Origin of the sequence: Pseudodesulfovibrio mercurii, assembly GCF_000189295.2 — a bacterium.
GTDB classification, from domain to species: domain Bacteria; phylum Desulfobacterota; class Desulfovibrionia; order Desulfovibrionales; family Desulfovibrionaceae; genus Pseudodesulfovibrio; species Pseudodesulfovibrio mercurii.
This window is the reverse complement of sequence record NC_016803.1, coordinates 1,544,926-1,570,775: the sequence shown is the minus strand read 5'-3', so window position 1 is coordinate 1,570,775 and position 25,850 is coordinate 1,544,926. Positions and strand designations below refer to the sequence as shown.

The 25,850-nt window shown below is 66.2% G+C and carries 24 protein-coding genes; 18 read left to right on the top strand and 6 right to left on the bottom strand.

What is annotated here, in order from left to right; all coding sequences use genetic code 11:
* Positions 1-69: 69 nt before the first annotated feature.
* From DND132_RS07150 to DND132_RS07100, 11 genes are all read left to right on the top strand, one after another.
* On the top strand, positions 70-1,461 hold the full coding sequence (locus tag DND132_RS07150) for an amidohydrolase (RefSeq protein ID WP_014322045.1): 1,392 nt from the start codon (positions 70-72) through the stop codon (positions 1,459-1,461).
* A complete protein-coding gene (locus DND132_RS07145) occupies positions 1,458-1,871 on the top strand; it encodes a GFA family protein (protein ID WP_014322044.1) in 414 nt (137 codons plus the stop codon). The genes DND132_RS07150 and DND132_RS07145 overlap by 4 nt, the downstream gene beginning before the upstream one ends.
* A 273-nt stretch (positions 1,872-2,144) precedes the next feature.
* A complete protein-coding gene (locus DND132_RS07140; protein ID WP_148266958.1) occupies positions 2,145-3,533 on the top strand; it encodes an ethanolamine ammonia-lyase subunit EutB in 1,389 nt (462 codons plus the stop codon).
* Positions 3,517-4,359: an ethanolamine ammonia-lyase subunit EutC gene (gene eutC / locus DND132_RS07135; RefSeq protein WP_014322042.1), complete on the top strand. Its 843-nt coding sequence runs from the start codon at positions 3,517-3,519 to the stop codon at positions 4,357-4,359. Before DND132_RS07140 ends, eutC begins: the two co-directional genes overlap by 17 nt.
* An 89-nt stretch (positions 4,360-4,448) precedes the next feature.
* The gene (locus DND132_RS07130) at positions 4,449-5,507 is read left to right on the top strand and encodes an extracellular solute-binding protein (protein WP_014322041.1); all 1,059 of its coding nucleotides are present in this window, start codon (positions 4,449-4,451) and stop codon (positions 5,505-5,507) included.
* An 83-nt stretch (positions 5,508-5,590) separates the two neighbouring features.
* Complete coding sequence (locus DND132_RS07125) at positions 5,591-6,676, top strand: ABC transporter ATP-binding protein (RefSeq protein ID WP_014322040.1); 1,086 nt, start codon at positions 5,591-5,593, stop codon at positions 6,674-6,676.
* A gap of 4 nt (positions 6,677-6,680) precedes the next feature.
* Positions 6,681-7,535, top strand: coding sequence for an ABC transporter permease (locus tag DND132_RS07120; protein ID WP_014322039.1), 855 nt, complete (start codon positions 6,681-6,683; stop codon positions 7,533-7,535).
* On the top strand, positions 7,532-8,386 hold the full coding sequence (locus DND132_RS07115) for an ABC transporter permease (RefSeq protein WP_014322038.1): 855 nt from the start codon (positions 7,532-7,534) through the stop codon (positions 8,384-8,386). The genes DND132_RS07120 and DND132_RS07115 overlap by 4 nt, the downstream gene beginning before the upstream one ends.
* On the top strand, positions 8,386-9,228 hold the full coding sequence (locus tag DND132_RS07110) for a glycerophosphodiester phosphodiesterase (RefSeq protein WP_014322037.1): 843 nt from the start codon (positions 8,386-8,388) through the stop codon (positions 9,226-9,228). The genes DND132_RS07115 and DND132_RS07110 overlap by 1 nt, the downstream gene beginning before the upstream one ends.
* A 141-nt stretch (positions 9,229-9,369) precedes the next feature.
* On the top strand, positions 9,370-10,329 hold the full coding sequence (locus tag DND132_RS07105; RefSeq protein WP_014322036.1) for a hypothetical protein: 960 nt from the start codon (positions 9,370-9,372) through the stop codon (positions 10,327-10,329).
* A 44-nt stretch (positions 10,330-10,373) separates the two neighbouring features.
* Positions 10,374-10,862, top strand: coding sequence for a universal stress protein (locus DND132_RS07100; protein WP_014322035.1), 489 nt, complete (start codon positions 10,374-10,376; stop codon positions 10,860-10,862).
* 35 nt (positions 10,863-10,897) lie between these two features.
* On the opposite strand, the gene DND132_RS07095 is transcribed toward DND132_RS07100, so the two are convergent.
* The 6 genes from DND132_RS07095 to DND132_RS07075 all read right to left on the bottom strand — a co-directional run bounded on the left by DND132_RS07095 (position 10,898) and on the right by DND132_RS07075 (position 16,380).
* Positions 10,898-12,415: a glucosyltransferase domain-containing protein gene (locus DND132_RS07095; RefSeq protein ID WP_014322034.1), complete on the bottom strand. Its 1,518-nt coding sequence runs from the start codon at positions 12,413-12,415 to the stop codon at positions 10,898-10,900.
* 225 nt (positions 12,416-12,640) lie between these two features.
* Complete coding sequence (locus tag DND132_RS17580; RefSeq protein WP_014322033.1) at positions 12,641-13,009, bottom strand: DMT family transporter; 369 nt, start codon at positions 13,007-13,009, stop codon at positions 12,641-12,643.
* Entirely contained in the window at positions 13,002-13,238 is a 237-nt protein-coding gene (locus DND132_RS18615) for a hypothetical protein (protein ID WP_202945502.1), read from the bottom strand. Before DND132_RS18615 ends, DND132_RS17580 begins: the two co-directional genes overlap by 8 nt.
* 60 nt (positions 13,239-13,298) lie before the next feature.
* Positions 13,299-13,946 carry a glycosyltransferase family 2 protein gene (locus DND132_RS07085; RefSeq protein ID WP_202945501.1) on the bottom strand — a complete coding sequence of 216 codons (648 nt, stop codon included), beginning with the start codon at positions 13,944-13,946 and terminating at the stop codon, positions 13,299-13,301.
* 216 nt (positions 13,947-14,162) lie between these two features.
* Positions 14,163-14,879, bottom strand: coding sequence for a DUF599 domain-containing protein (locus DND132_RS07080; RefSeq protein WP_014322032.1), 717 nt, complete (start codon positions 14,877-14,879; stop codon positions 14,163-14,165).
* 91 nt (positions 14,880-14,970) lie between these two features.
* Complete coding sequence (locus tag DND132_RS07075; protein WP_014322031.1) at positions 14,971-16,380, bottom strand: sigma-54-dependent transcriptional regulator; 1,410 nt, start codon at positions 16,378-16,380, stop codon at positions 14,971-14,973.
* 590 nt (positions 16,381-16,970) lie between these two features.
* Between DND132_RS07075 and DND132_RS07070 the strand changes: the two genes are divergently transcribed.
* From DND132_RS07070 to DND132_RS07040, 7 genes are read left to right on the top strand one after another with little or no spacing between them, the layout of a single operon-like run.
* Positions 16,971-17,240, top strand: a complete 270-nt coding sequence (locus DND132_RS07070; RefSeq protein WP_014322030.1) for a transposase — start codon at positions 16,971-16,973, stop codon at positions 17,238-17,240.
* A gap of 25 nt (positions 17,241-17,265) precedes the next feature.
* Positions 17,266-19,302, top strand: a complete 2,037-nt coding sequence (locus tag DND132_RS07065; RefSeq protein ID WP_014322029.1) for a CoB--CoM heterodisulfide reductase iron-sulfur subunit A family protein — start codon at positions 17,266-17,268, stop codon at positions 19,300-19,302.
* Positions 19,295-19,720, top strand: coding sequence for a hydrogenase iron-sulfur subunit (locus DND132_RS07060; RefSeq protein WP_014322028.1), 426 nt, complete (start codon positions 19,295-19,297; stop codon positions 19,718-19,720). Before DND132_RS07065 ends, DND132_RS07060 begins: the two co-directional genes overlap by 8 nt.
* A 17-nt stretch (positions 19,721-19,737) precedes the next feature.
* Complete coding sequence (locus DND132_RS07055) at positions 19,738-20,868, top strand: Coenzyme F420 hydrogenase/dehydrogenase, beta subunit C-terminal domain (protein ID WP_014322027.1); 1,131 nt, start codon at positions 19,738-19,740, stop codon at positions 20,866-20,868.
* Between the two features lie 16 nt (positions 20,869-20,884).
* Positions 20,885-24,313, top strand: a complete 3,429-nt coding sequence (locus DND132_RS07050) for a 4Fe-4S binding protein (protein WP_014322026.1) — start codon at positions 20,885-20,887, stop codon at positions 24,311-24,313.
* A gap of 35 nt (positions 24,314-24,348) precedes the next feature.
* Positions 24,349-24,918: a 4Fe-4S dicluster domain-containing protein gene (locus DND132_RS07045; RefSeq protein ID WP_014322025.1), complete on the top strand. Its 570-nt coding sequence runs from the start codon at positions 24,349-24,351 to the stop codon at positions 24,916-24,918.
* Positions 24,915-25,844 carry a CoB--CoM heterodisulfide reductase iron-sulfur subunit B family protein gene (locus tag DND132_RS07040; protein ID WP_014322024.1) on the top strand — a complete coding sequence of 310 codons (930 nt, stop codon included), beginning with the start codon at positions 24,915-24,917 and terminating at the stop codon, positions 25,842-25,844. Before DND132_RS07045 ends, DND132_RS07040 begins: the two co-directional genes overlap by 4 nt.
* Positions 25,845-25,850: the final 6 nt, after the last annotated feature.

The following is a 25,850-nucleotide window of genomic DNA, read 5'->3' as shown; positions in this document are numbered from 1 at the left end:
GGGGCCTCCTTGCCCTTTGCATTTGGCCGCCCGTTGGTCCACAACAGGGGGACGTCCGGGAGGAAGCACATGACGGATCACGCGACCATGGAAAATGTACGGCTGGCGGCCGGGATGGCGGCCGGGATGAAGGACGGGCTCATCGCCCGGCGGCGGGACCTGCACCGGTATCCCGAGACGGCCTGGACCGAGTTCCGGACCGCCTCCCTGGTGGCGCGGGCCCTGGCCGAGGCCGGGTACGCGGTGCGCCTGGGCGGGGACGCGGTGCGCCGCGAGTCCATGTTCGGCGCGCCCCCGGCCCGGGAGCTGGCGGTCCACATGGACCGGGCCGTGGCCCAGGGCGGCGATCCGGACCTCATCGCACGCATGGCTGACGGCCTGACCGGGGTCGTGGGGGAACTCGACTGCGGCCCCGGCCCGGTGGTGGCCCTGCGCTTCGACATGGACGCCAACGATCTGGACGAGGCCCGCGACAACGGCCACCGGCCCCACCGCGTGGGGTTCGCCTCGGTCAACGCGGGGGCCATGCACGCCTGCGGCCACGACGGGCACACGGCCATAGGGCTGGGTGTGGCCGAACTGCTGGCCGAGCTCCGGGACCGGCTGCACGGCACGGTCCGGCTGATCTTCCAGCCCGGCGAGGAGGGCGTGCGCGGGGCCGGGCCCATGGTCGACGCGGGCGTGCTCGACGGCGTGGACTACCTCCTGGGCGGGCATATCGGCCTGCGCGCCCCCCGGACCGGGCAGCTGGTCTGCGGCGTGGAGGGGTTCCTGGCCACCACCAAGTTCGACGTTGCTTTTACCGGGGTGGCGGCCCATGCCGGGGCGGCCCCGGAGCAGGGGCGCAACGCCCTGCTGGCCGCGGCCAACGCGGCCCTGAACCTGCACGCCATTCCGCGCCACGGCCAGGGGACCTCGCGGATCACCGTGGGCACGCTGCACGCGGGCCAGGGGCGCAACGTCATCCCGGCCGGGGCGGTGATCGAGGCCGAAACGCGCGGCCGGACCACCGAGATCGACCGGTTCGTCTTCGAGCGGGCGCGGGAGGTGGTCGCCGGGGCGGCCATGATGTACGGCGTGGACCACGAGATCACGGTCCAGGGTCGGTCACCGGGCGGCCGGAGCGACCCGGAGGCGGCGGCCGTGGTGCGCCGCGCGGCCGAGGCCATGGGCCGCTTCACCGACATCCGCGACCGGGCAGACATGCGCGCCAGCGAGGACTTCGCCCTGATGCTCGACGCGGTCCAGGCCCAGGGCGGCCTGGGGGCGTACCTCATGCTCGGCAGCGACCTGGCCGCCGGGCACCACAACCCCCGTTTCGATTTCGACGAGGCCTGCCTGGCCCCCGGGGTGGAGCTGTTCGCCCGTTGCGCCCTGGCCTGCCTGGACCTTCCCCGGCGACGGGGCCGACCGACGACGCATCCTCCCCTCGCGGGCGGGCAAAGCAAGGAGTGCGCATGACCGGAAGACATGCGGGCGGCTGCCTGTGCGGGGCCGTGAAATTCGAGGTGGACGGGGCGTTCGAACAGTTCTTCCTGTGCCACTGCGAGCGCTGCCGTAAGGACACGGGCTCGGCCCACGCGGCCAACCTGTTCTCGTCCACGGCCCGGCTGCGCTGGCTGTGCGGCGAGGGCCTGGTGCGGACCTTCGACTTCGAGGGCGGCGGGCACGTCAAAAGCTTCTGCACGGTCTGCGGCTCGGCCCTGCCGAACCTCCAGATGGACGGCGCGCTCCTGGTCGTGCCCGCCGGGAGCATGGACACGGCCGTGCCGGTCCGGCCCGACGGCCATATCTTCTCCGCCCGCCGGGCCGACTGGGACCACGACCTGGACGCGGTGCCGGTCCTCGACGGACTGCCGGACCAGGAGTGAACCGGCTCCCCGCCGGTTTTGCCGTTTTGGGCATTTGAACCGCGTCCGTGTGACATTGTTGTAGACGGTCCGGCCCGGCCGGGGACGACGAAGGAACGCGGCCGGAGCGGTCTTTGTCCGGGCGACGCCTTGTCCCGGGGCACCCGGCCGGGTATGGTCGGGGAGCCCCGGCGCGCGGTCCCGTGGCCGGGGACCGGGCTGGAACGATTTTCGCACGGAATCGAGTCGTTCGTCCCGGAAGCGATCCCGTGCAACCCCGAACCCCAGGCCGCCATGTATGCCGTAACCCTCGACAGCGTGACCCACGAATACGCGGACCTGCGCAGCCTGCTGGCCGCTGCCTCGGCCCCCAAGTCCGGGGACGAACTGGCCGGCATCGGGGCGCGCTCGGCGCATGAGCGGGCCGTGGCCCGGCTCTGCCTGGCCGAGGTCCCGCTGTCCGCCTTTCTCGAGGACCTGGTCGTCCCCTACGAGGACGACGCCGTGACCAGGCTCATCGTGGATACCCTGGACCGCGAGGCCCTTTCGCCCGTGGCCGGGCTGACCGTGGGGGCGTTCCGCGACTGGCTGCTCACTGCCGGGGCCGACGGCGACGCGCTCAAGGCTTTGGCCCCCGGCCTCATGCCCGAGATGGTCGCGGCCGTGTCCAAGCTTATGCGCGTCCAGGACCTCATCCACGTGGCCTCAAAGGTCCGCGTGGTCACGCGCTTTCGCACCACCGTGGGGCTGCCCGGCACCCTGGCCGCGCGGCTCCAGCCCAACCACCCGGCCGACGACCCGGCGGGCATCGCGGCCTCGGTCTTCGACGGGCTCATGTACGGCAGCGGCGACGCCTGCATCGGCGTCAACCCGGCCTCGGACAGCACGGCCTCGGCCGTCCGGCTCCTGGAGCTCCTGGACCGGTTGCGCCGGGAGTACGACATCCCCACCCAGACCTGCGTGCTGACCCACGTGACCAACACCATCGCGGCCGTGGAGCGGGGCGCGCCCGTGGACCTGGTCTTCCAGTCCGTCGGCGGCACCGAGGGCGTGAACAGGAGCTTCGGCGTGACCCCGGACCTCCTGCGGGAGGGGCTGGAGGCCGGGTGGTCGCTGAAGCGCGGCACGGTCGGCGACAACGTCATGTATTTCGAGACCGGCCAGGGCTCGGCCCTGTCCGCCGGGGCGCATCACGGGGTGGACCAGCAGACCCTGGAGGCGCGGGCCTACGGCCTGGCCCGGCGCTACGACCCGTTCCTGGTCAACTCCGTGGTCGGGTTCATCGGCCCGGAGTACCTCTACGACGAAAAGCAGATCGTCCGGGCCGGGCTGGAGGACCACTTCTGCGGCAAGCTGCTCGGCCTGCCCATGGGCATGGACGTCTGCCACACCAACCACGCCGAGGCGGACCAGGACTCCATGGACAGCCTGCTGACCCTGCTCGGCGTGGCCGGGTGCAACTACATCATGGGCGTGCCGGGCGCGGACGACATCATGCTCAACTACCAGTCCACCTCCTTCCACGACGCCCTGTACCTCCGCCGCCAGCTCGGCCTGGCTCCGGCCCCGGAGTTCGCGGCCTGGCTCGAGCGCACCGGCATCTTCGAGCACGGCGCGCTGAGGGCTCCGAAGAGCGCCCTGCGCATCCCCGACAAGGAGCGGCTCCGTGGCCTGTCCTCCTGAATCCGATTTTTCCGGCGGCGACCTGGCCGCCGCCGATCTGGTGCCCGAGGACTTCTGGGCCGGGCTGCGCGCCTGGACCGACGCGCGCATCGCGCTCGGCCGGGCCGGGGTCGGCCTGCGCACCCGCGACGTGCTCGCCTTCCAGCTGGACCACGCCAGGGCGCGGGACGCCGTGCACCAGGTCCTGGACCGCGAGGCCGCCTTCGGGGGGATCGAATACCTGGAGGTCATGAGCCGGGCCCCGGACCGGGCGACCTTCCTGCGGCGGCCCGACCTGGGGCGGCTGCTCGCCCCGGAGAGCGAGGCCATGCTCACGGCACGGGCGGGCAAGGGGTGCGACGTGGCCTTCCTGGTCTCGGCCGGGCTGTCGTCCACGGCCATCGAACGGAATTTCCGTCCCTTCCGGGACGAACTGCGCCCCCTGCTCGACGGTCTCGGCCTGCGCATGGGCCCGCTCTGTTTCGTGGAGCAGGGCAGGGTGGCCCTGGGCGACCGGGTGGCCCTGGCCCTCAGGGCGCGCATGGCCGTGGTCGTCATCGGCGAGCGGCCGGGGCTGAGTGCCCCGGACAGCATGGGCGTGTACATGACCTACGGGCCCGCGCCCGCCACCACGGACGAGGCGCGCAACTGCATCTCCAACATCCGGCCCGCCGGGCTGGACTACGCGCGGGCGGCCCGGACCCTGTGCGCGCTCATGCGCGAGGCCTTCCGGCGCGGGCTGTCCGGCGTGGACCTCAAGGTGGACGACGCCCTGGCCCTGGCTCCGGGCGGGGACGCGGAAACCCTCGCCGGAGCGGCCCGGACCGCAACGAAGACGATAAGTTAATGCGTTTGTAACACACCGATATTGCGCAACGGGCCGGATGGCTGTAACAAACGTTTGAATCAACCCAACACGTGCAAACGGAGACGATGATGAAACGGATTTTCGTGGTATTCATGCTGGCAATGTTCGCCTTCGCCGGGACGGCGCGGGCCGAGACCCTCAAACTTCTGACCTGGAAGGGGTATGCCCCCCAGAAGCTCGTGGAACAGTTCGAGCAGGAGACCGGCATCAAGGTCGAGGTGACCTACTCCAACAACGAGGAGATGATCGCCAAGCTGCGCGCCACGCGCGGCGCGGGCTTCGACCTGGCCCAGCCCTCCCAGGACCGCATCTCCTCGGTCCAGGAAAAGTTCAAGATCTACCAGCCCATGGATTACGCCAAGATCGACGCCCCCCTGTTCATCCCGTCCATGCTCGACGCGGTCAAGAAGAACACCCTGGTGGACGGCAAGTCCTACGCGGTGCCGTTCTGCTGGGGCACCTCCGGCTTGGTGGTCAACAGCGACAAGGCCTCGGGCGTGGACTCCTACAAGGCCCTGATCGATCCCAGGTTCAACGGCCGGGTCAGCTACCGCCTGAAGCGGCCCACCCTGATCGCCATGGGCTTCGCCCTGGGGTATGACCCGTTCGCCCTGTACGGCGACGTGAACGGCTACAAGGCCATGCTCGACAAGGTCGCCGAGGTGCTCATCGCGGGCAAGCCCATCGTCCAGAACTACTGGGCCAACGGCGACGCGCTCATCGAGTCCATGCGCTCCGGCGAGGTCTTCGTGGCCATGGCCTGGGACGCGGGCGGGTGGAAGCTGCACGCCGAGAACCCGGCCATCGACTTCAAGGCCCCCAAGGAGGGCGCCCTGGGCTGGATCGACACCTTCGCCATCCCGGCCAAGGCCGAAAACCCGGCCGCGGCCTACAAGTGGATCAACTTCATGATGAAGCCCGAGAACAGCGGCTACTTCACCTCCCAGGAGAAGTGCGCCACCGCCTCCAAGGACGCGCTCAAGTACACGGACGAGGCCGTGGCCGCCAACTTCAGCCGCTCCTTCCCGCAGGAAGCCATCGACAACATCAAGTGGTATCCGCCGGTCCCGGCCCAGCTCGAGAGCCTGGAAGGCAAAGTCCTGGACAAGATCAAGGCCGCCAACTAATCTGGCCGGGTGCATGACGACAGCACGGGGCGGGGAGCCGGCGAGGCTCCCCGCCTCATTCCGTACACAACCGGTTGACGCCTATGACCAATGATCTCTCTGTCCGAGCCCTGGTGAAGCGCTTCGGCGAATTCACCGCCGTGGACGACGTCTCCTTCGACGTGCCCGACGGTTCCTTCTTTTCCATCCTCGGCCCGTCCGGCTGCGGCAAGACCACGCTCCTGCGCATGATCGCCGGGTTCGAGAACCCCACCTCCGGGACCATCGAGATCCGCGGCCGCGACATGCTCGGCGTGCCGCCCAACCGGCGGCCCGTGAACCTGGTCTTCCAGCACCTGGCCCTGTTCCCCATGATGGACGTGGCCGAGAACGTGGCCTTCGGCCTGAAGCGGCGCGGCACGGCCTCGGCCGAGGTGCGTCGGCGGACCGAGGCCATCCTGGAGCGGGTCGGGCTGCCCGGCTTCGGCCCCAAGCGCGTGGACCAGCTGTCCGGCGGCCAGAAGCAGCGCGTGGCCATCGCCCGCTGCCTGGTCCTGGAGCCCTCGGTGCTTCTCCTGGACGAGCCGCTGGGCGCGCTGGACCTGAAGCTGCGCGAGCAGATGAAGGTGGAGCTCAAGAAGCTCCAGGCCAAGGTGGGCACGACCTTCGTCTACATCACCCACGACCAGTCCGAGGCGTTGGTCATGTCCGACCACGTGGCGGTCATGCACAACGGCCGGTTCGAGCAGGTGGGCACGCCCCAGGAGCTCTACGGCTCTCCCGAGACCCCGTTCGTGGCCGAGTTCGTGGGCGACAACAACCGCTGGCGCGGGTCCGTCACCCGGACCCTGGACAACGGCGAGGTGCTCATCACCACGGACGAGGGCTACGCCTTCCACACCCGCGCCCACCGCTCCTGCGCGGGCAGTTCCCGGGTGGACCTCTTCCTCCGGCCCGAGGCCATGCGCATCGAGCCCAGGGAGTGCACCGGCCTGAACCTCTTCGACGTGACCGTCCGGTCCATCCTCTTCGACGGGGCCAACAGCCGCCTGCTCACGGTCACCGGGGAGGACCGGGAACTGATCGTCACCCTGCCCCAGAACCGCAGGTTCGACCATATCCGGCCCGGCGACACGGTCTGCGTGGGCTGGCACCCGGAGTCGGGCATCTGCTTCCGGGCGGAGGACTAGCGCCGTGGCCCGGTCGCGCCTCGCCTTCTGGATTTTCCTGGCCCCGGTGCTCATGTGGCTTCTGCTGCTCATCATCCTGCCGCACATCGACCTGCTGATCATGAGCTTCCGGGGCGAGAACGACTACGGCGACATGGTCTGGACGGCGCAGAACTACCTGAATTTCTTCACCGAGCCCGTGTACTGGCTGACCTTCGTGCGGACCGCGCTCTATGCGGTCGTGACCACGGCCATCACCTGCGTCCTGGCCATGCCCGTGGCCTTCTACATCTCCAAGCTGGCCCGGCCCAGGGTTCAGGGCGCGCTGATGATCCTCATCCTCCTGCCGTTCTGGGTCAGCGAGCTGGTGCGCATCTACGGCTGGATGATCCTGCTGCGCGAGTCCGGGGTGCTCAATTTCTTCCTGGTCAAAATCGGCCTGCTGCACAAGCCCGTGGAGATGCTCTACAACGACGCCACCATGATCATGGGGCTGGTCTACACCTCCATGCTCTTCATGATCGTCCCGCTGGTCTCGGTCATGGACAGCCTGGACGACAGCCTCATCGAGGCGGCCCACGACCTGGGGGCGCGCAAGACCGCCATCTGGCGGACCATCATCATCCCGCACTGCAAGCCGGGCATCACCTCCGGGGCCATCGTGGTCTTCATGCTCACGCTGGGCAACTACCTGACCCCGAACCTCATGGGCGGCAAGAACTCCCTGTGGTTCACCGAGCAGATCTACAACCAGTTCATCGCCAGCTTCAACTGGAACCAGGGCTCGGCCTTCGGCTTCCTGCTCCTGGTCCTAAGCTCCCTGATCATCTGGGCGGGGCTCAAGCTGTCGGGCCAGAAGCTCGGGGAGGTGGCCTCGTGATCCGCTCCCTGCCGCGCTCCAAGGGGTATGACTGGGCCTTCAACGGGTTCATCGTCCTCTATTTCGTCTTTCTCTTCGCGCCGCTGGTGGTCACCTGCGTGCTGGCCTTCAACAACTCGGACTTCCCGTCCCTGCCGTGGCAGGGGTTCAGCCTGGACTGGTTCCTGGCCGACGGCCCGGACCGGGTCGGCCTGTTCCACGACCAGCAGAATCTGCGGGCCATCCTGACCAGCTTCGAGACCGCCTTCTTCGTCTCCATCCTGAGCGTGGTGGTCGGCACCTGCGCGAGCTTCCTGTTCGAGAAGGAGCACTTCCGCTTCAAGGGGCTGCTCTATCTGCTCATGCTCGCCCCGCTGGTCATCCCCGGCGTGATCCTGGGCATCTCGCAGCTGCTCGCGGCCAACACGGCGGGCACCTTCTTCGACGAGACCTTCGGCCTGGACTTCGACGTGTTCCGGCCGAGCTTCTGGCTGGTCGTCCTCGGCCAGTTCTCGTTCATCTCGACCTTCGTCACCCTGGTGGTCTCGGCCCGGCTACGCAAGTTCGACGTCTCCCTGGAGGAGGCCGCCCTGAACCTCGGGGCCACCCCCTTCGGGGTCATCCGCCACATCACGCTCAAGTTCCTGCGGCCCGCCATCGTCGGGGCCGGGGCCGTGGCCTTCCTGATGAGCTTCGAGAACTTCAACACCACGCTTTTCCTCGTGGGCTCGGAACCGACCCTGCCCATCAACCTCTATCTCCAGGTGCGCGACGGCTCCACCCCGGTCATCAACGCGGTCTCGCTGATGCTCATCGTGGGCACCTCCCTGCTCGCCCTGGTCAACTTCTATTTCAACAGGAAGACGGACTGATGTTCTTCGATCACCTGCCGAAGAGCGGCTATGTCTGCGCCCATCGCGGCGTGCGTTCCCTGGCCCCTGAAAACACCATGCTGGCCGCCGAGCTGGCCCTGGTGCTGGGCGCGGATTTCTGGGAGATGGACGTGCAACGCACCAGCGACGGCGAGCTTGTGGTCTTTCACGACGACGACCTGGGCCGGACCACGGACGTCTCCGCCCGGCCCGAGTTCTGCGAGCGCGCGCCGTGGCCCGTGCACGCCTTCACCCTGGAGGAGCTGCGCTCCCTGGACGCCGGGACCTGGTTCGCCGCCCAGGACCCCTACGGGACCATCGCGCGCGGCGAGGTGCGCGAGGCCGACCTCGGGCGCATGCGCGGCCAGCGCATCCCCACCCTGGAGGAGACCCTGGCCTTCATCCGGCGCAACGACTTCCCCATGAACCTGGAGATCAAGGACCTGATCCACGCTCCGGGCGACCTGTCCATCGTCTCCCAAGTCCTGCGCAAGGTCCGCGAGGCCAGGGCCGAGGACCTCGTCCTGATCTCCTCCTTCAACCACGACTACCTGGCCGAGATGCGCCGCCTGGCCCCGGAGATCCCCGTGGCCGCCCTGGTGGAGGAGCGCCACCCCGAGGACATCGAGGGGTACCTGCGCGACCTGGGCGCCGTGGGCTACCATCCGGACGAGGCCATCCTGGACGAGGACACGGTCCGCCGCCTGGCCGAAGCGGGCATCCGCGTCTCGCCGTACACGGTCAACCATATGGACCGCGCCCTGTCCCTGCTCGACGCGGGCTGCTTCGCCATCATCACCGACTACCCCCAGACCCTGAAGTCCAGATTGGCCGGGCGCTAGCCGCCCGGTCCGCACCGCCGGTCCGTACCGCCGCTACAGGAGTTCCGGCCGCGCCGGAATGAATACTTGCCATATCCCGCCCGGCCGAATATCCTGCAAGAGTAGGGAACTCTCTCGGGAACCGGTCAAGCGGGGGTCGCCATGTCGGACGCGGTCAGGGAGCTTGTGGAACGGTACATGCCGGAATTCGATGTCCGGCGCTGCGGCAAGGTGTTCACGGACACCACCCAGTTCATGGACATCAACCACGGTGACGTCATCGAGCTGGCGGGGTCGCACTATCTCGTGCTCAAGGACGAGAGCGAGCGGCGCTTCGGCATGGAGGACCCCAAGTACTGGGTCAAGCGCTGCCGGGAGCTGGAGAGCGGCCAGCCCAAGATTCTCAAGCTGGTCTTTTTCGAGCGCTTCCCCCTCAACGTCGGGGACTTCGAGGTCCTGTGCTACCGCAGCCCGGAAAAGGAGTCGCGTATCCTGGACCTGGTGGCCGACGACCATCGCTTCATGCACGGCGTGACCCGTCGGGACGACCATGACAACCCGGTGCGCATCCTGGACATCGTCCAGGGCCGGGAGATCGGCAAGTACGTCTACGCCGTCAAGGCGGACCACGAGACCTATTTCCACGAGCACTTCCCGGCCATCCTCGACAACTTCATGGGGGCCTGCGAGGCCATCGCCTCCCTGCACGCCCAAGGCGAAAAGCACGGCGACATCCGGCGTGACCACCTGTTCATCGAGTACGGCACGGGCGCCTACCGCTGGATCGACTTCGACTACACCTTCGACTTCCACGAGAACCCGTTCGGCCTGGACATCTTCGGCCTGGGCAACATCCTCATCTACTGCGCGGGCAAGCAGGTCTGGAACCTGGGCAACCTGGACCAGGGCGGCTTTTCCGCCGAGGTCCTGAACGGCCTGGACCGGGGCGACCACTCCCTGGTCATCCGCAACCGGGTGGTCAACCTGCGCAAGCTCTTCCCCTACATCCCGGCGGCCCTGAACAACGTGTTCCTGCATTTTTCGCAACAGGCCGAGGTCTTCTACGACACCGTGGAGGAACTGCTCGACGAGCTTCGGCCGTGCCGCGCGCTCCTCGGCTGAACCGGGCGGCCCGCGCCATCAACCTCAGCCCGAAGGGGGCGGTCATGGATTTCAAGAAGGTGCTCATCGCGGTGGACGGTTCGGAGAATTCGCTGCGCGCCGTGCGCTACGCCGCGGCCATCCTGGACGGCGGCCGGGGATACGACGTGCTCCTGGTGCACATCGAGCGGCTGCCGGAGCGGGACATGTTCCCGGACGAGACCAGCTGGTCCGGACAGTGCAGGGAGCACTCGCAGGCCATGCGCGACTTCCTTGATCGGGCGGCGGCCGAACTGGAGGCGGGCGGCCTGTCCGCCGGGGAGGTCTGCAGCCAGTACATCGACAGCTGTGCGGCCCGGCCCGAGGGCGCGGAGGATTGCAGCCACGGCCGGAACATCGCCCTGGAGATCCTGTCCATCGCCGAGGAGGGCGGCTACGGCACCCTGGTCATCGGCCGCCGGGGCGTGTCCAAGGCCGAGGAGTTCCTGTTCGGCAGCGTCTCCAACAAGCTCATCCACCACGCCAAGGACCGCACCGTCTGGGTCGTCTCCTGAGCCGGTTGCGGGCGCGCGTTCCGTCGGGCGTCGGGCTATTCGTGTGCGGGCGGCGGGGGCACCTCGGGGAAGCGGATGATCAGCTCCCTGTCGGCGACGTAGATCGAGTAGTACGGCGTGCGGACCACGGCGGGGGGCAGGCTGGTGGCGGTGGACGCCTCGAAGGCCAACCCCGCCACGCGCCGGCTGTAATACTGGAGCTGCATGTAACCCCACCAGCTTCTTCCGTCGAGGGTGGCGGGGTTGAGCCGTTTCATCGTCGGATAGATCCCGTACACATTGGCGAGCGCCGGAGAGACTCCCGTTGTTCCCTGTATGTCCAACGACGCCAGGTCGTTGTACTTGTCGAGGCAGGAATCCACGTCAAAGACCAGATGGTTCAGGATGTACGTCTCGTATTGGACCTGGATTTTCGAGATGTATCCATAGAGGGAGACGTACAGGGCGGAATGGATGCAGATCAGCACCACGACGACGCCCAGGACGTTGCCCAGCAGCCTGGAGCTGATCCTGGGCAGGGCGAAATAGAGGGCCGTGACCAGGACGCTGCCCGCCACCAGGACCCGGTAATGCCACACCGGTTTTGCCAGAAGCAGTTGGACCCCCCCGATGACGAGCACGCAGAGGGGAATGATGGCGAGCGTGACCAGGTAGAGCGGTGTCCTGGTCGGGCGATCCTTGCCGATGTACAGGAAAGCGCCCAGCAGGAACAGCAGGATGAACGCCAACATGAGGTAACCAAACGGCGTGCCCTGCCAGTCGGAACGCAATAGCGAGATGTATTGGCCCGTGTTGACAAGGAATCCGCTGAGCAGGTCCCTGATACCGAAAAGCCCTTTGTGGTTCTCGGCGTACCAGGCAAGAGGCATGAAGGACAAGATGATCTTGTACAGGGACAGTGCGCAGATGGATGAGACGGCTGTCTGCGACAGTATTCCGCGAATGCTTTTCCCCAGCAGCAGACGGTTGAACATGAGCAAAAGGGCCAGGAGAACGTAGACGCCGAAGGTCGGCTGATACAGGCACAGGGAGCAGCCGATGAAGAATACCTGCAGGGTGACCCCGGCCAGGAAGCCCGTTTCCAATGTCAGGGTCAGGGCGGAAAGCGTGGCCGTCAGGACGCCGATGGCATACCAGGGGGAATCGAACGCGTAGGAGGCGATCTGGATGATGAAGGGCGACATGCCGATGGGAAAGATGTAGATGACGTTACGTAACGACTCTTTCCGATTGAACATTCTGACAATAATCACGCCCACGAAAGACATGACGGCAAAGAACAGGAGATGGCTGATGGGCGATATGTTGAACGGGGAGGAGGACAGATAGAGGCTGCGGCTGAGGATGTCAGCGAGAGGACGGCCTCCGGTTCTCCAGAGGTCGTAGTTCCTGATGGACCTGCCTATGTCGTCTATGTAGAGCCTGCCGGAAAAGATGTACGTGGAAAAGACGAGAAACCATGAAATCGTCAGTATGATGCATGTCGGGTAATTCCTGACGACCACATCGCGCAGGACGTCGTACAACGTCCTGCATGCCTTGATACACTGCATCATTGACCTCACTGACGGATTCTGCCCGTATTGCTGTCGTGGCGGCATGGACGGATCGTCATCAAAACCTCTGTCGTATTGAACCGTGTCGCGCGGCATCGTTCATGCCGTGCCAAAATCCATTTGCCCGCATGGGGCACCCTCGGGCCCGCGCCTGGCTGGTTTTTTCGGTATCCGGCCGCTCCATGGCGGGGGGACGTGGTCCCGCCGACGTCCGCGGCGCCGCTAGGCCCCTCTGGAGACGATGACCACGCCGATGATTATCAAGGCCGCCCCCAGGCACTGCATGGCGGAGGTCTTTTCCCCGAACCAGAACACGCCGATGAGGAAGACGAGCATGATCGAAAGCCCCGTGTATATCGGGTAGAGCGTGCTGATCTGGATCACCTTGAGAATGTAGGAGTAGTAGAAAAAGATGAAGCCGTAGATGGCCAGGGAACAGCCCACGGCGATCCAGTTGGAAAGGAAGAAATCGACGACCCCGTTGCTCTTGTGTTGCGAGGCGTACTTGAGCAGGGCGTGGGAAAAGGCGAGCAGCGCGGACAGGAATAATGCATTCACCACAGTGCCGCTGTGGACGAGCTTGTCAATCATCGAATCCCCTCTTGTACTTCACGATATAATTGGGACGTCCCTTGACCTGATTGAAAATCCTGCCCACGTATTCGCCGATGATGCCGATGCCCACGAGCTGGATGCCGCCCAGGAACAGCATGACGATCAGCAGGGAGGCGTAGCCCGGAACGTCCACCCCGAAAAACAGGGTCTTGATCAGGGTGAACAGGCCGAACAGGAAGGCGACGGCGGAGACCCCGGCCCCCACATAGGTCCAGATCCGGAGGGGGACCGTGGAGAAGGCCGTGATGCCGTCCAGGGCGAAGTTTCACAGTTTCCAGTAATTCCAGGTTGTTTTTCCGCCCTGCCTCGGCTTGTCCTCGAAGTGGACCGTGTCCACCTTGAAGCCGACCCAGGAGAAGAGCCCCTTCATGAACAGGTTGTTTTCCGGGAGCTCCCGGATGACGGAGACGACCTGCTTGTCGAGGAGCCGGAAATCGCCCGCGTTCTCGATGAGCGGTATCTCGCTGATCTTGTTGATGGACTTGTAGAAACCCTTGGTGATTTTCTTCTTCAGGAAGCCCTCGTCCGACCGCTTGTCCCGGACGCCGACGACCATGTCGGCCCCGCGCTCCCACTTGTCCAGCATTTCCCATACAAGTTCCAGGGGATGCTGCAGATCGGCATCTATGGGGATGACGGCGTCGCCCGTGGCGTGTCTGATGCCTGCAGACAGGGCCGCTTCCTTCCCGAAATTGCGGGAAAAGGAGATGTATTTGATGTGGTCCGAGGCGTCCGCTTGCGCCTTGATCAGTGCCAGAGATGCATCCCGGCTTCCGTCATCAATGAAGAGAACCTCGAAGTCATACTTCTCCGCATCGTTTTTCTTCAGAATTATATCATCGAGTCTTGTGAAGAAAAGGGGCAGGGATTCTTCTTCATTGTACACGGGGACAACAAGTGAGATCGATTTCATTTCCGTACCGCAGGTCTTGCTGTTTGTCCGGCCTTGCCGATGCTGCCAGTAATTACGGAACGAAACCTAACGTGTTTTATTGTATAGTTCAACAGACTAATCCGTGAAATTTCCGAGCCGAAATCCCGTTCGGCAACAGGCTGCGGCTGCCGTACGTCCCTGCCCGGGGTGACGGTTTTCCCCGGCGGGGGGAGGATGGCAGGCCGGACGCTGGGGCTATTTGCGCGGCAGGGTGCAGGAATTGTGGAACAGGGTGCCGAGATATTCGCAGTCCAGGTCCGGGGTCCTTTCGATCCGGGACATGATCAGCACCAGTGTGACCGTGGCCGCGAGCATGAACAGGGGGCTGAACAGCCAGAAGATGAGCGGCACCAGGAAGTAGTAGGCGCGCATGCCCATGTGGAAATAGCCGCCCGCCTTGTTCAGCTCCATGGCCACGAAGGTGATGGACGCACCGTAGCTTCCTTCCTCGGGCGGGGTGTTGATCAGGAAGCCCACGTGGCTGAACAGCCGGATGGCGAAGGAGAAGTTGAAGAAGGCGATGAACAGGTTGCCGAGGATGATCAGCAGCTTGAGGGTGATGGTGCTCTCGGCGCGGGAGCCGAAGAGGTTCATGGCGTGCCAGGTCTCGCCCAGCTTGTCGGCCTGGCCGGACAGGGTCAGCAGCCCCACGGCCAGGAGGATGGAGGTGGAGGCCAGGAAGGTGGCGGCCATGGTCGAGTTGCGCAGGGTCTGCACGGCCAGGATGTCGTTCTTCTCCTCCATGACGTTGACCACCCAGGCGGTGCGGGCGATGGTCGTGGCCCCGTACAGCGAATAGGTCGGGTTGGCCTTGAGCTTGTGGCGCACGTACAGGTGGTAGAACGTGAACAGCCCGGCCGACACGGCCAGGCAGAGCAGGTCCAGCAGGTGCGGGGCGAAAAAGTCATGCATGGAAAACATCCCTCCGGAAACGGGTCGTCGCTTCGGCGGCGAGGATAGCCTGTTTGGACGGGAAAAGCCACCGCCGACTCGGTCCGGCCGGTCACTTGCGGGAAACGTTGTAGCGCTTGAGCAGGGCGTAAAGGCGGGCCCGCGACAGACCGGAGACGGTGCAGGAGGCGGCCATGTCGCCGCCGGTGATCTCCATCAGGTTCATGAGGTAGCGCTCCTCGCTCCGGGCGATCTGCTGGTCGCGGTAGGTGCGCATGTCCGGAAAGGCGTCCGGCGGCGCGATCTCGTGGTGGTGGGCCGGTTTGGCGGCCTGGTGCTCGGGCCTCATGGACCGGCGGGCGATCTGGGCGCGGATGGCCTTGGGCAGGTGGCGGGGGAAGAGGACCGCGTCGTTGCCCGCCCGGGACAGGGCCTGCTCCAGGGTGTGGATCAACTCCCGGACGTTGCCCGGCCAGTCGTAGTGCATGAGCGCGTCCAGGAAATCCGGGGAGAACCCCTTGGTGGACAGTTTGAGTTTTTCGCAGTGGCGCTGGATGAACTTGCAGGTCATCTCGTTGATGTCCTCGGCGATGTCGCGCAGAGCGGGCAGGCGGATGTGCATGCCGCGCAGCCGGAAATAGAGGTCGCGCCGGAATTCGCCCTGCTCGACCATTTCCTCCAGGTCCCGGTTGGTGGCCGCCAGCAGCCGGAAGTCGCTGGTGATCTCGCGGGCGGAGCCCACGGGCCGGAAGCTGCGGCCCTCGAGCACGCGCAGGAAGACCTTTTGCAGGGGCATGGGCAGCTCGCCCACCTCGTCCAGGAACAGGGTGCCCTGGTCCGCCTGCTTGACCAGGCCCACGGTGGGGGCGTCCGCGCTGGTGAACGCGCCCCGCGCGTGGCCGAAGAGCAGGCTCTCGGCCAGGGTGTCGGGCATGGCCGCACAGTCCACGACCACGAAGGGCTTGTTGCGGCGGGCGGAGTTCTTGTGGATGGACCGGGCGAAGAGCTCCTTGCCCGTGCCGGTCTCGCCGATGAGCAGGACGTTGATGTCGCTGGTGGCGGCCTGGGCCACGGCGTCCAGGCAGGAGAGCATGGCCCGGCTGTTGCCGATGATCCCCTCGCGCCTGAGCGACACGGGGCAGAACCCGGAGTGGACCTTGGTGTGGTAGGTGATGACCCGCTCCAGCAGGACCAGGAGCCGTTGCAGGTTCAGGGGCTTGGTGATGTAGTTCCAGGCCCCGGACTGGATGGCCCTTTCCGCCATGTCCGGGTCCCGCCTGCGGGTGATGATGATCGCCTCGGGAAAGGAAGGTACCTCGCGGATAAGGGCCAGATAGTCCACCACGTCCCCATCGGGCAGATCGTCCCCGAGCAGGACCGCCTTGAACGTGCCGGTGTGCAGGATGCCCAGCGCCTTGGACAGCGAGTCGCAGGCATTGGTCGGAAAGCCGTGCTCCAGAAGCGAAGCGGCCAGCCGTTCGGCAAAGACCGCATCGCCGTCCACGATGAGAATGTCTGTCATGGGGTGCCCCCTCCCCTTGCAGCATGAATGATGGCTCACACGTAGCATAATTTTCGGTTCGTGGGCAATGCCTTTTGGTCTGTGAAATCCTTGAAAAAATGTCTCTGGATTTCCGCCCTCGCCGCTCTGGTATCTCGTCGCGCAAGACCGTTTTCGGCCGAAAATCCTCTGGAGACAAGGAGAGTCGGGCCTTGCGCAAGGGGGCTGAAACTCCCGATGAAAATGATTCTCGACTCTCCTGGCCGACTCCCGTCGTCTTGCCGGGCAAGAACCGTCTTGCGCGACGAGACAAAAAATCTCCGTTTTTCATGGGGTTTATGCTGCCGTATTGAACATGTCTATCCATTATCATCTTCATATTCCTCTCTATGTTTGAAACGGCACGCATTTTGACTAGGAGAGAAAGTGAGTTGCCCGCACAGACTGGAAGTCCATGCTGATGTTTGTAGATTTCGTCTTCCAATTCGGATGGTTGGCCATGAAAGCAGGGTGGGACGACCGACGGCGGAGGAGGTGACCGGACTCACCGGCTCTCCTCGGGAGAACGGCGGCAGTGGCGAGACCGGGAAGATCGGCAGGAGGTTCGGCGGATGAGAAGAAAGTGGGATTCCAAGACCAAGGCCAGGATCGTGCTGGCGGGATTGATGGGCGAGTGCGTCAACGATCTCTGCCGGTCCAATGATCTGCGGCCGGGCCAGTACTACAAGTGGCGGGGGCATTTTCTGGAGAACAGCTACCGCGTGTTCGAGAAGCCGCCCCTGGCTCCGAACGACATGGAGCTGGCGGCCGAGAACGAGGAACTCAAGAAGCTGGTGGGCGAACTGACCCTGGAACTGACCAGCGGCAAACCCACCCGTTGACCACGGATTGCATGGAGGATGGGACATGTCCAGAAAGATCGGTGTCTATGTCTGTCATTGCGGGTCCAACATCGCGGGCAAGGTGGACTGCGAGGGGGTGGCCGAGTTTGCGGGCGGTCTCAAGGACGTGGTCGTCTCCCGCGACTACCAGTTCATGTGCTCGGACCCCGGCCAGGAGATGATCATCCGGGACATCCGGCAGTACGGCCTGGATCGCGTGGTGGTCGCCTCCTGTTCGCCCCGGCTGCACGAGAAGACCTTCCAGAAGGCGTGCGCCCGGGCCGGGCTCAATCCGTACCTCATGCAGCACTGCTGCATCCGCGAGCACTGCTCCTGGACCACGGCCGATCCCGATGAGGCCACGGCCAAGGCCCGGCACATCGTCGAGGCGGCGGTGGAGCGGGTGGCCGACCACCAGAAGCTCTACTCGCGCGAGGTCGGGGTCCTGCCCGACGTCATGGTCGTGGGCGCGGGCATCGCTGGCATCCAGGCCGCGCTCGACATCGCCAAGTCCGGGCACAAGGTCCACCTGGTGGAGAAGAGCCCGTCCATCGGCGGGCATATGGCCCAGTTCGACAAGACCTTCCCCACGCTCGACTGCGCGGCCTGTATCTCAACGCCCAAGATGGTCGCGGTCAGCCAGGAGCCGAACATCAACCTGATGACCTGGTCCGAGGTGGAGGAGGTCACCGGGTTCGTGGGCAACTACACGGTCACGGTCCGGCACAAGCCGCGCTACGTGAAGGAAGACGTCTGCACCGGCTGCGGGGCCTGCCTGGAGAAGTGCCCGACCAAGGCCATCAGCGAGTTCAACGAGGGGTTGGGTTTCCGCAAGGCCATCTACCGCAACTCGCCCCAGGCCGTGCCCAACACCCCGGTCATCGACGGCGACGCCTGCAAGATGATCACCAAGGGCAAGTGCGGCGTGTGTCAGAAAATTTGTCCCACCGGGGCCATCGACTACGACATGAAGGAGTCCCGCGAGGTCTTCCACGTGGGTTCCATCGTCCTGGCCACGGGCTACGACACCATGGACCCGACGCCCATGCGCGAATACGGCTTCGGCCGGTACGACGAGGTCTACACCGCCCTCCAGTTCGAGCGGCTGAACAACGCGGTCGGCCCCACCGAGGGCAAGATCGTCATGAAGAACGGCAGGAAGCCCGAGTCCGTGGCCATCATCCACTGCGTGGGCTCCCGCGACAAGAACTACCATGAGTACTGTTCGCGGACCTGCTGCATGTACGCGCTGAAGTACGACCATCTGATCAAGGACAAGGTCGGCCACGACACCAAGGTCTACAATTTCTACATCGACATGCGTTGCTTCGGGAAGGGGTACGAGGAGTTCTACCGGCGGGTCCAGGACGAGGGCGTGACCTTCATCCGGGGGCGGCCCGCCGAGGTGGTGGAGGAGGACGGCAGGCTCGTGGTGGTGGGCGAGGACACCCTGCTCGGGGTCAACGTGCGCCTGCCCGTGGACATGGTCATCCTGTGCACGGCCATGGAGCCCCGGCCCGACGCCACCGAGGTGGCCCGCGTCTTCGGCATCGCCCAGGGCTCGGACGGCTTCTTCCTGGAAGAGCACCCCAAGCTCGGGCCGGTCTCCACTGCCACGGACGGGGTCTTCCTGGCCGGCACCTGCCAGGGACCCAAGGACATCCCGGACGCGGTCTCCCACGCCTCGGGCGGCGCGGCCCAGGCCCTGGCCCTGGCGGCCAAGGGCACGGTCTCCATCTCCCCGACCACGTCCTGGATCAACCCGGACATCTGCGTGGGCTGCCGGGTCTGCGTGGGACTGTGCGCCTACTCGGCCATCGAGTTCGACGAGCGGCGCAACGTGGCCGTGATCAACGAGGCCATGTGCAAGGGATGCGGCTCCTGCGCCGGGTACTGCCCGAGCGGCGCGGCCCAGATCAAGCACTTCAACGAGACGCAGATATTCAACGAAATAGACGGACTGCTAGGGATGGTCCCCGGCTGGCTGCCGCCCGAGGCGGGCGGGGCGCATCCGGTGGACATCCCGGTTACGCGGGTCGTCGAGGAGGCACGTCATGAGTAACGAGTTCGAACCGACCATCCTGGCCTTTGTCTGCAACTGGTGCACCTTCACGGCGGCGGACCTGGCCGGGACCTCGCGCATGATCCAGCAGCCCAACCTGCGCATGGTGCGCATGATGTGCACCGGCATGGTGGACCCCAAGTACATCGTCAAGTCCCTGCTCTCCGGGGCGGACGGGGTCCTGGTCTCGGGCTGCCATCCCGGTGACTGCCACTACATCAACGGCAACTACAAGGCCCGGCGGCGGGTCAAGCTCCTGAACGAGATTCTGCCCCAGTTCGGCATCGAAAAGGAGCGGGTCAAGCTGACCTGGGTGGGGGCGAGCGAAGGCAACGAGTTTGCCGCGACGGTCAATAACTTCATCAACGAAATCAGAGAACTCGGCCCCATGGAAGCGCGTTCCATGGCCGTGATCTAGGGCGCGGGAGGCGAGCTATGGCAACCACGGCGAAGATCCAGATCGACGGGGGCAACCCGATTGCGGCGGTGCAGGGGTTCCTGCGCGGCCTGATGGAGAACGAGAGCATCGGCGGGGTGCTGGTGCCCATGCACCTGTTCGGCAAGGGCATCCCCATGCCGACCCTGGTCACGGACCCGGAGCAGCTCTCCGGAGCGGACCCGCTGGCCCCGGCATTTCCCATGAACAGCGCCAAGCTCCTGGCCCGGCTCACCAGAGGGCAGTCGGGCGAGCGCATCGCCGCGGTCCTGCGGCCGTGCGAAATCCGCGCCTTCGTGGAGCTGGTCAAGCTCAACCAGGGTTCCATCGACGACATCATCCTGGTCGGCCTGGACTGCATGGGGGCCTTCGACAACACCGGGTACAAGGCGTTTCTGGGCGACCGCGATCCCTTCGAGGCCACCATGGACTTCCACAGGCAGGTGGGCAACGGCGGGGCGGACATCGCCTCGGCCTGCCGGGCCTGCGAGCATCCGGCCCCGGAGAACGCGGACATCGTCCTCGGCCTGGCCGGGGCGGACCTGTCCGGGCACATTCCGGTCACGGCCTCCAGCCCGCGCGGCGAGTCCCTGCTCCTCAGCCTGGGGCTGCCCGAGGCCGAGGCGGGCGGCGGCCGCGACGAGGCGCTCAAGGCCATGATCGAGGTGCGCACCGCCAACCGGGACGAGATGTTCGAGCGCACCCGGGCGGTCACCGGCACCCTGACCGACCTGGCCGAGTACCTGGCCTCCTGCGTCAACTGCTACAACTGCCGGGTGGCCTGCCCGGTCTGCTACTGCAAGGAGTGCGTCTTCAACACCGACGTGTTCGAGCACAAGCCGTGGCAGTACATGGGCTGGGCCAAGCGCAAGGGCTCGCTGAAGATGCCCACGGACACGGTCTTCTACCACCTCACGCGCATGGCCCACATGTCCATGGCCTGCGTGGGCTGCGGCCAGTGTTCCAACGCCTGCCCCAACGACATCCCGGTCATGGAGCTGTTCCGCACCGTGGCCGCGCGCACCCAGGAGAGTTTCGACTACGTGCCGGGCCGCAGCCTGGACGAGGCCCCGCCGCTGTCGGTCTTCAAGGAAGACGAGTTCCAGGACGCGGTTTCGCACATGGCCTGATTCATTGGAGGACAAAATGAGAAAGCAATACGGCGCATTGGTGGTCGGAGCGGGCATCGGCGGCATCCGCGCGGCCCTGGACCTGGCCGTCACCGGGCACAAGGTGGCCCTCATCGACCGCAGGCCCAGCCACGGCGGGATACTCGCCCAGCTGGACCACCAGTTCCCCACGGACCACTGCGGCATGTGCCGCATGCTCCCGCTGATGTCGCGCGACTCCTCCAGCCAGTACTGTCTGCGCAAGGGGCTGTTCCACGACAACATCGACCTCATGCTGTCCACCGAGGTGGAGACCCTGGAGGGCGAACCGGGCAAGTTCCTGCTCTCCCTCAAGCGCAAGTCCACGCTCATCGACCCGGCCAAGTGCATCAGCTGCGGCCGGTGCGCCGAGGTCTGCCCGGTGCGCGTGCCCAGCGAGTTCAACGCCGGGCTGACCGAGCGCACGGCCGTGCACCTGCCCGTGCCCTACGCCATCCCCAACCACTACGTGCTGGACCTGGACAACTGCATCCGCTGCTGGAAGTGCCACGAGGCCTGCCCCACCGGGGCCATCGACTTCAAGTTCGAGGATCGCAGGGACTTCCACATCCTGGTGGCCGACCGCGACCCGGACGTGAAGGCGATGATGGAGGCGGAGCTCAAGGAGCAGAACTTCCCGCTGCACTTCGCGCAGAGCGGACGCGAGGCCGTGGACCGGCTCGCCTCGGAGGAGCCCGTGGGGCTGCTCCTGCTGGGCATGGGGCTGAACGACATGGATGCGGAACGGGTCCTGACCCGCGCCAGGGAGCTCAGGCCCGACCTGCCCGTGGTCGTCCTGGCCGATCCGGGGAGCGAGGAGGCGGCCGCGGACCTGGTCATGCAGGGCGCGCGCGAATACCTGGTCAAGCCGCTGAGGCGGAAGCGCTTCGTGCCCTGGCTCGACAAGCTCTACGTGCGCATCCTCTCGGACTCCACGGTCAAGCTCGAGGTCGGGGCCGTGGTCCTGGCCGGGGGCTTCGACTGCTACACCCCGGACATGGACCCCGAGGGCGGGGCGGACGTCTGGGCCTACGCCCATCCGGGCGTGCTCACCGCCGTGGAGTTCGAGCGGCTGCTCTCGGGCACCGGGCCCACGGGCGGCAGGCTGCAACGATCCGACGGCGAGCCGGTCAGACGCATCGCCTGGCTGCAATGCGTGGGCTCGCGCGACGTGCACAAGCATGCGGACTTCTGTTCCGGCATCTGCTGCATGTTCTCCATCAAGGAGGCCCTGCTGGCCAAGAAGGTCGCGGGCGAGGGCCTGGATGCGACCATCTTCTACATGGACATGCGCACCTCGGGCAAGGAGTACCAGCGCTACCGGGTCGATGCCGAGAAGAAGCACGGCGTGCGCTTCGTGCGCAGCCGTCCGCACACGGTCCTGGCCGCCGACGACGGCAAGGGGCTGAAGCTCGAATATCTGAACGACGCGGGCGAGCTGATTGCCGAGGAATTCGACATGGTCGTCCTGGCCGCCGGGGCGCGGCCGCCCAGGGGCACGGACAAGTTCGCCCTGACCATGGGCGTGGACCTGAACGAGTGGGGCTTCGTGGACACCCTGCCGTACCGGCCCGAGCGGACCAGTCGCGTGGGCGTGTTCGCGGCCGGGGCCTTCGGCGAACCCCGCGACATCTCCGAGTCGGTCATCCACGCCGGGGCCGCGGCCCAGGCCGCCTCGCGGATCATCAAGGCCTACGACGTCCTGGCGGGCATCGAGGGCGAGCCCGAACCGTCCTACCCGGACGTGTCCAGGGACCCGGCGCGGACCCTGGTCACGGTCTGCACCTCCTGCCCGACCCTGGAGCAGGCCGTGGACCTGGACGACCTGGCCGAGCGCATGCAGCGGGTCCATTCGGTCTGCAAGGTCATGCGCGTGGGCAGCGCCTGCACCCCGCAGGGCTGGAAGGACATCGAGGCGGCGGCCCTGGAGTACAAGCCCAACCGTATTCTCATCGGGGCGTGCATGCCCTACGCCTACATCCCCAGGCTCAAGGAGCTGGGCCGGACCATCGGCCTGAACCCCGCGCTCATGGACGTGGTGGACATCTACACCGCCACGGTGGGCGGGGACGGCGACGGCCGCGTGGAGCGCGAGATATACGCCTCCCTGGCCACGGCCGTGGCCCGGTTGCAGGGCGCGGACCCGTCCGGCCCGGCCGTGACCGTGGACGTGGTCCGCTCGGCCCTGGTGGTCGGCGGCGGCCTGGCGGGCATGGTCGCCGCCATGTCCATCGCGGACCAGGGCTACGGGGTCTGCCTGGTGGAGGCCGAGGAGGAGCTCGGCGGCACGGCCATGCGGCTGCATACCCAGCTGGACGGCACCGACCCGCACGCCTACATGGAGGAGCTCATCGCCCAGGTGGAGAAGCACCCGAACATCAAGGTCTTCAAGGATTCGCGCGTGGTCCTCTCAAGGGGCAGCGCGGGCCACTTCCGCTCGGCCATCGCCAGCCCGCGGGGGGTCTTCCCCCTGGAGCACGCGGTGACCATCCTGGCCACGGGCGGGCACGAGGCCAAGGTCTACGAGTCCGGCCTGTGTGTGCACAAGTCGGTCATGACCCACCTGGCCCTGGAGGAGCAGCTGGCCACCGGCCGGCTCGACGCCAAGGCCCTCTCCTCGGTGGTCATGATCCAGTGCTGGCGCAACGACGGCGAGGACCGGACCTATTGCAGCAAGGTCTGCTGCCCGGAGATGCTCAAGAACGTGCTCGCCCTCAAGGAGCGCAACCCGGACCTGCCCATCTACGTCTTCTACCGCGACATCATGACCCAGGGGTTCCTGGAGACCTACTACACCAGGGCGCGCAAGGCGGGGGCCATCTTCATCCGCTACGACCACCTGACCGTGCCCCAGGTGACCTTCGAGGAGGGCAGGCCCGTGGTCCGGGGGTACGACCCGATCCTGCGGGGCCAGGTGGAGCTGCGTCCGGACATCCTGTCCCTGGCCAGCGGCATCGAGCCCAACGACGTGGAGGACCTGCTCGAGGTCTTCGACGTGGAGGTGGACGAGCACGGCTTCTACCGCGAGGCGGACTTCAAGTGGCGGCCCGTGGATTTCCTCAAGCAGGGCATCTACATGTGCGGCATCGCCCTGGGTCCCCGGCGCATGCGCGAGACCGTGGCCACGGCCAAGGCGGCGGCCCAGCGGGCCCTGCGCATCCTCAACGCCGAGAAGATCCCCCGCGAGACCGTGGTGGCCACGGTGCGCCACTCCCTGTGCTCCCTGTGCCAGGCCTGCGTCAGCGCTTGTCCCTACGGGGCCCGGGCCGTGGACACCACCGAGGAGAAGATCATCGTGGACGAGATTCTCTGCCAGGGGTGCGGCGCCTGCGCCGCGGTCTGCCCCAACAGCGCCACCGTGCTCAAGGGGTTCCACGACGGGCCGATGCTGTCCGTCATCGATGCGGCCCTGGAGGAACCGGCCTAGGGCCGGGCAACAACATTGCCAAGGAGTGAGGGATCATGAACGGAGCTGTCAGGGAAACGTGGAGCCCGGCCTCGGAGGCCGACCAACTGGTGCTCAAGGAGTTGAGGGAAACCGTGGGGGCGTGCATGCAGTGCGGCACCTGCACGGCCTCCTGTCCCAACTGGCACGCCATGGACATCACCCCGAGGGCCATGTGGCGGATGATCCAGTTCGGCATGCTCGACAAGATACTGGAAAGCAAGACCTTCTGGATGTGCTCGGCCTGCTACATGTGCACGCTGCGCTGCCCGCGCGGGCTCAAGCTGACCTCGGCCATGGCCGCCCTGAAGCGGCTGGCCGGGATCGCGGACGGCCCCCACGCGCGCAGGAACCTGGCCTTCTACCGGGCCTTCATGGACGACGTGGAGGTCCACGGCCGGGTCCAGGAGACGAGCATGATGCAGCGGTACTTCCTCAAGGCCCGCGACCCCATGCTGCCGCTCTCCTACCTGCCGCTGGGCGTGCGCATGCTCGGCAAGGGCAAGGTGCACATGCCGGGCAAGGGGCGGGGCGACGTGCTCCGGCCCCTGTTCGCCAAGGCCCGCGAGATGGAGGGACTGTCATGAAGTACGCCTATTATCCCGGATGTTCGCTGACCGAGAGCGCCCGCGAGTTCGACGTCTCGACGAGGCTGGTCCTGGAGCGGCTCGGCTGCGAGCTGGTCGAGATTCCGGACTGGACCTGCTGCGGGGCCAGCGCGGCCGAACCGGTCAGCAAGCTCATGAACCACGTCCTGCCCGCGCGCAACCTGGCCATCGCGGAGCAGGAACTGGGCGGCCTGGACGTCCTCGCCCCGTGTTCGGCCTGCTACCTCAACCTGTTCAAGGTCAACCGCGAGGTGGTCGGCGACCGGCATCTGCACGGCCGGGTCAACGAGGTCCTGGCCGCCTCCGGCCTGCACTACCGGGGCGACGTGAAGGTCCGCCACCTGCTCGACGTGCTCAAGAACGACGTGGGCGCCAAGATCGTGGAGCAGAAGATCACCGACGGGCTTCAGGGCATGCGGGTCGCGCCCTACTACGGCTGCCAGATCCTGCGCCCCTACCCGGTCTTCGACGAGCCTGGCAGGCCGGTCTCCATGGAGCCGTTCATCGAGGCCATGGGCGGCGAAGTCCACCACTGGGACATGGCCAACCGCTGCTGCGGGGCCTCGCTCATGGTCGGCCACCCCGAGGTGGCCATCCGCTCCGTGGCCGAGATCCTGAACGACGCGGCCGGGGCCGACGCCATCGTCACGGTCTGCCCGCTCTGCCAGATGAACCTGGAGGCCTACCAGGCCAGGGTGCGCAAGGCGGGCGGCACGCCCGTGCCCGTGCTCTACCTGACCCAGCTCATGGGGCTGGCCATGGGGCTGACCGAGCGGGACATGCGGCTGGCGGACAACCTGACCATGACGCCGAAGGTCAGACGGGACATTGCAACCAGGGCGTGGGCCGAGCCCGCGCCCATGGCGGAGGAAAACGAGGAAGAAACGGCGGGTTTGAACGGATAAACCAGA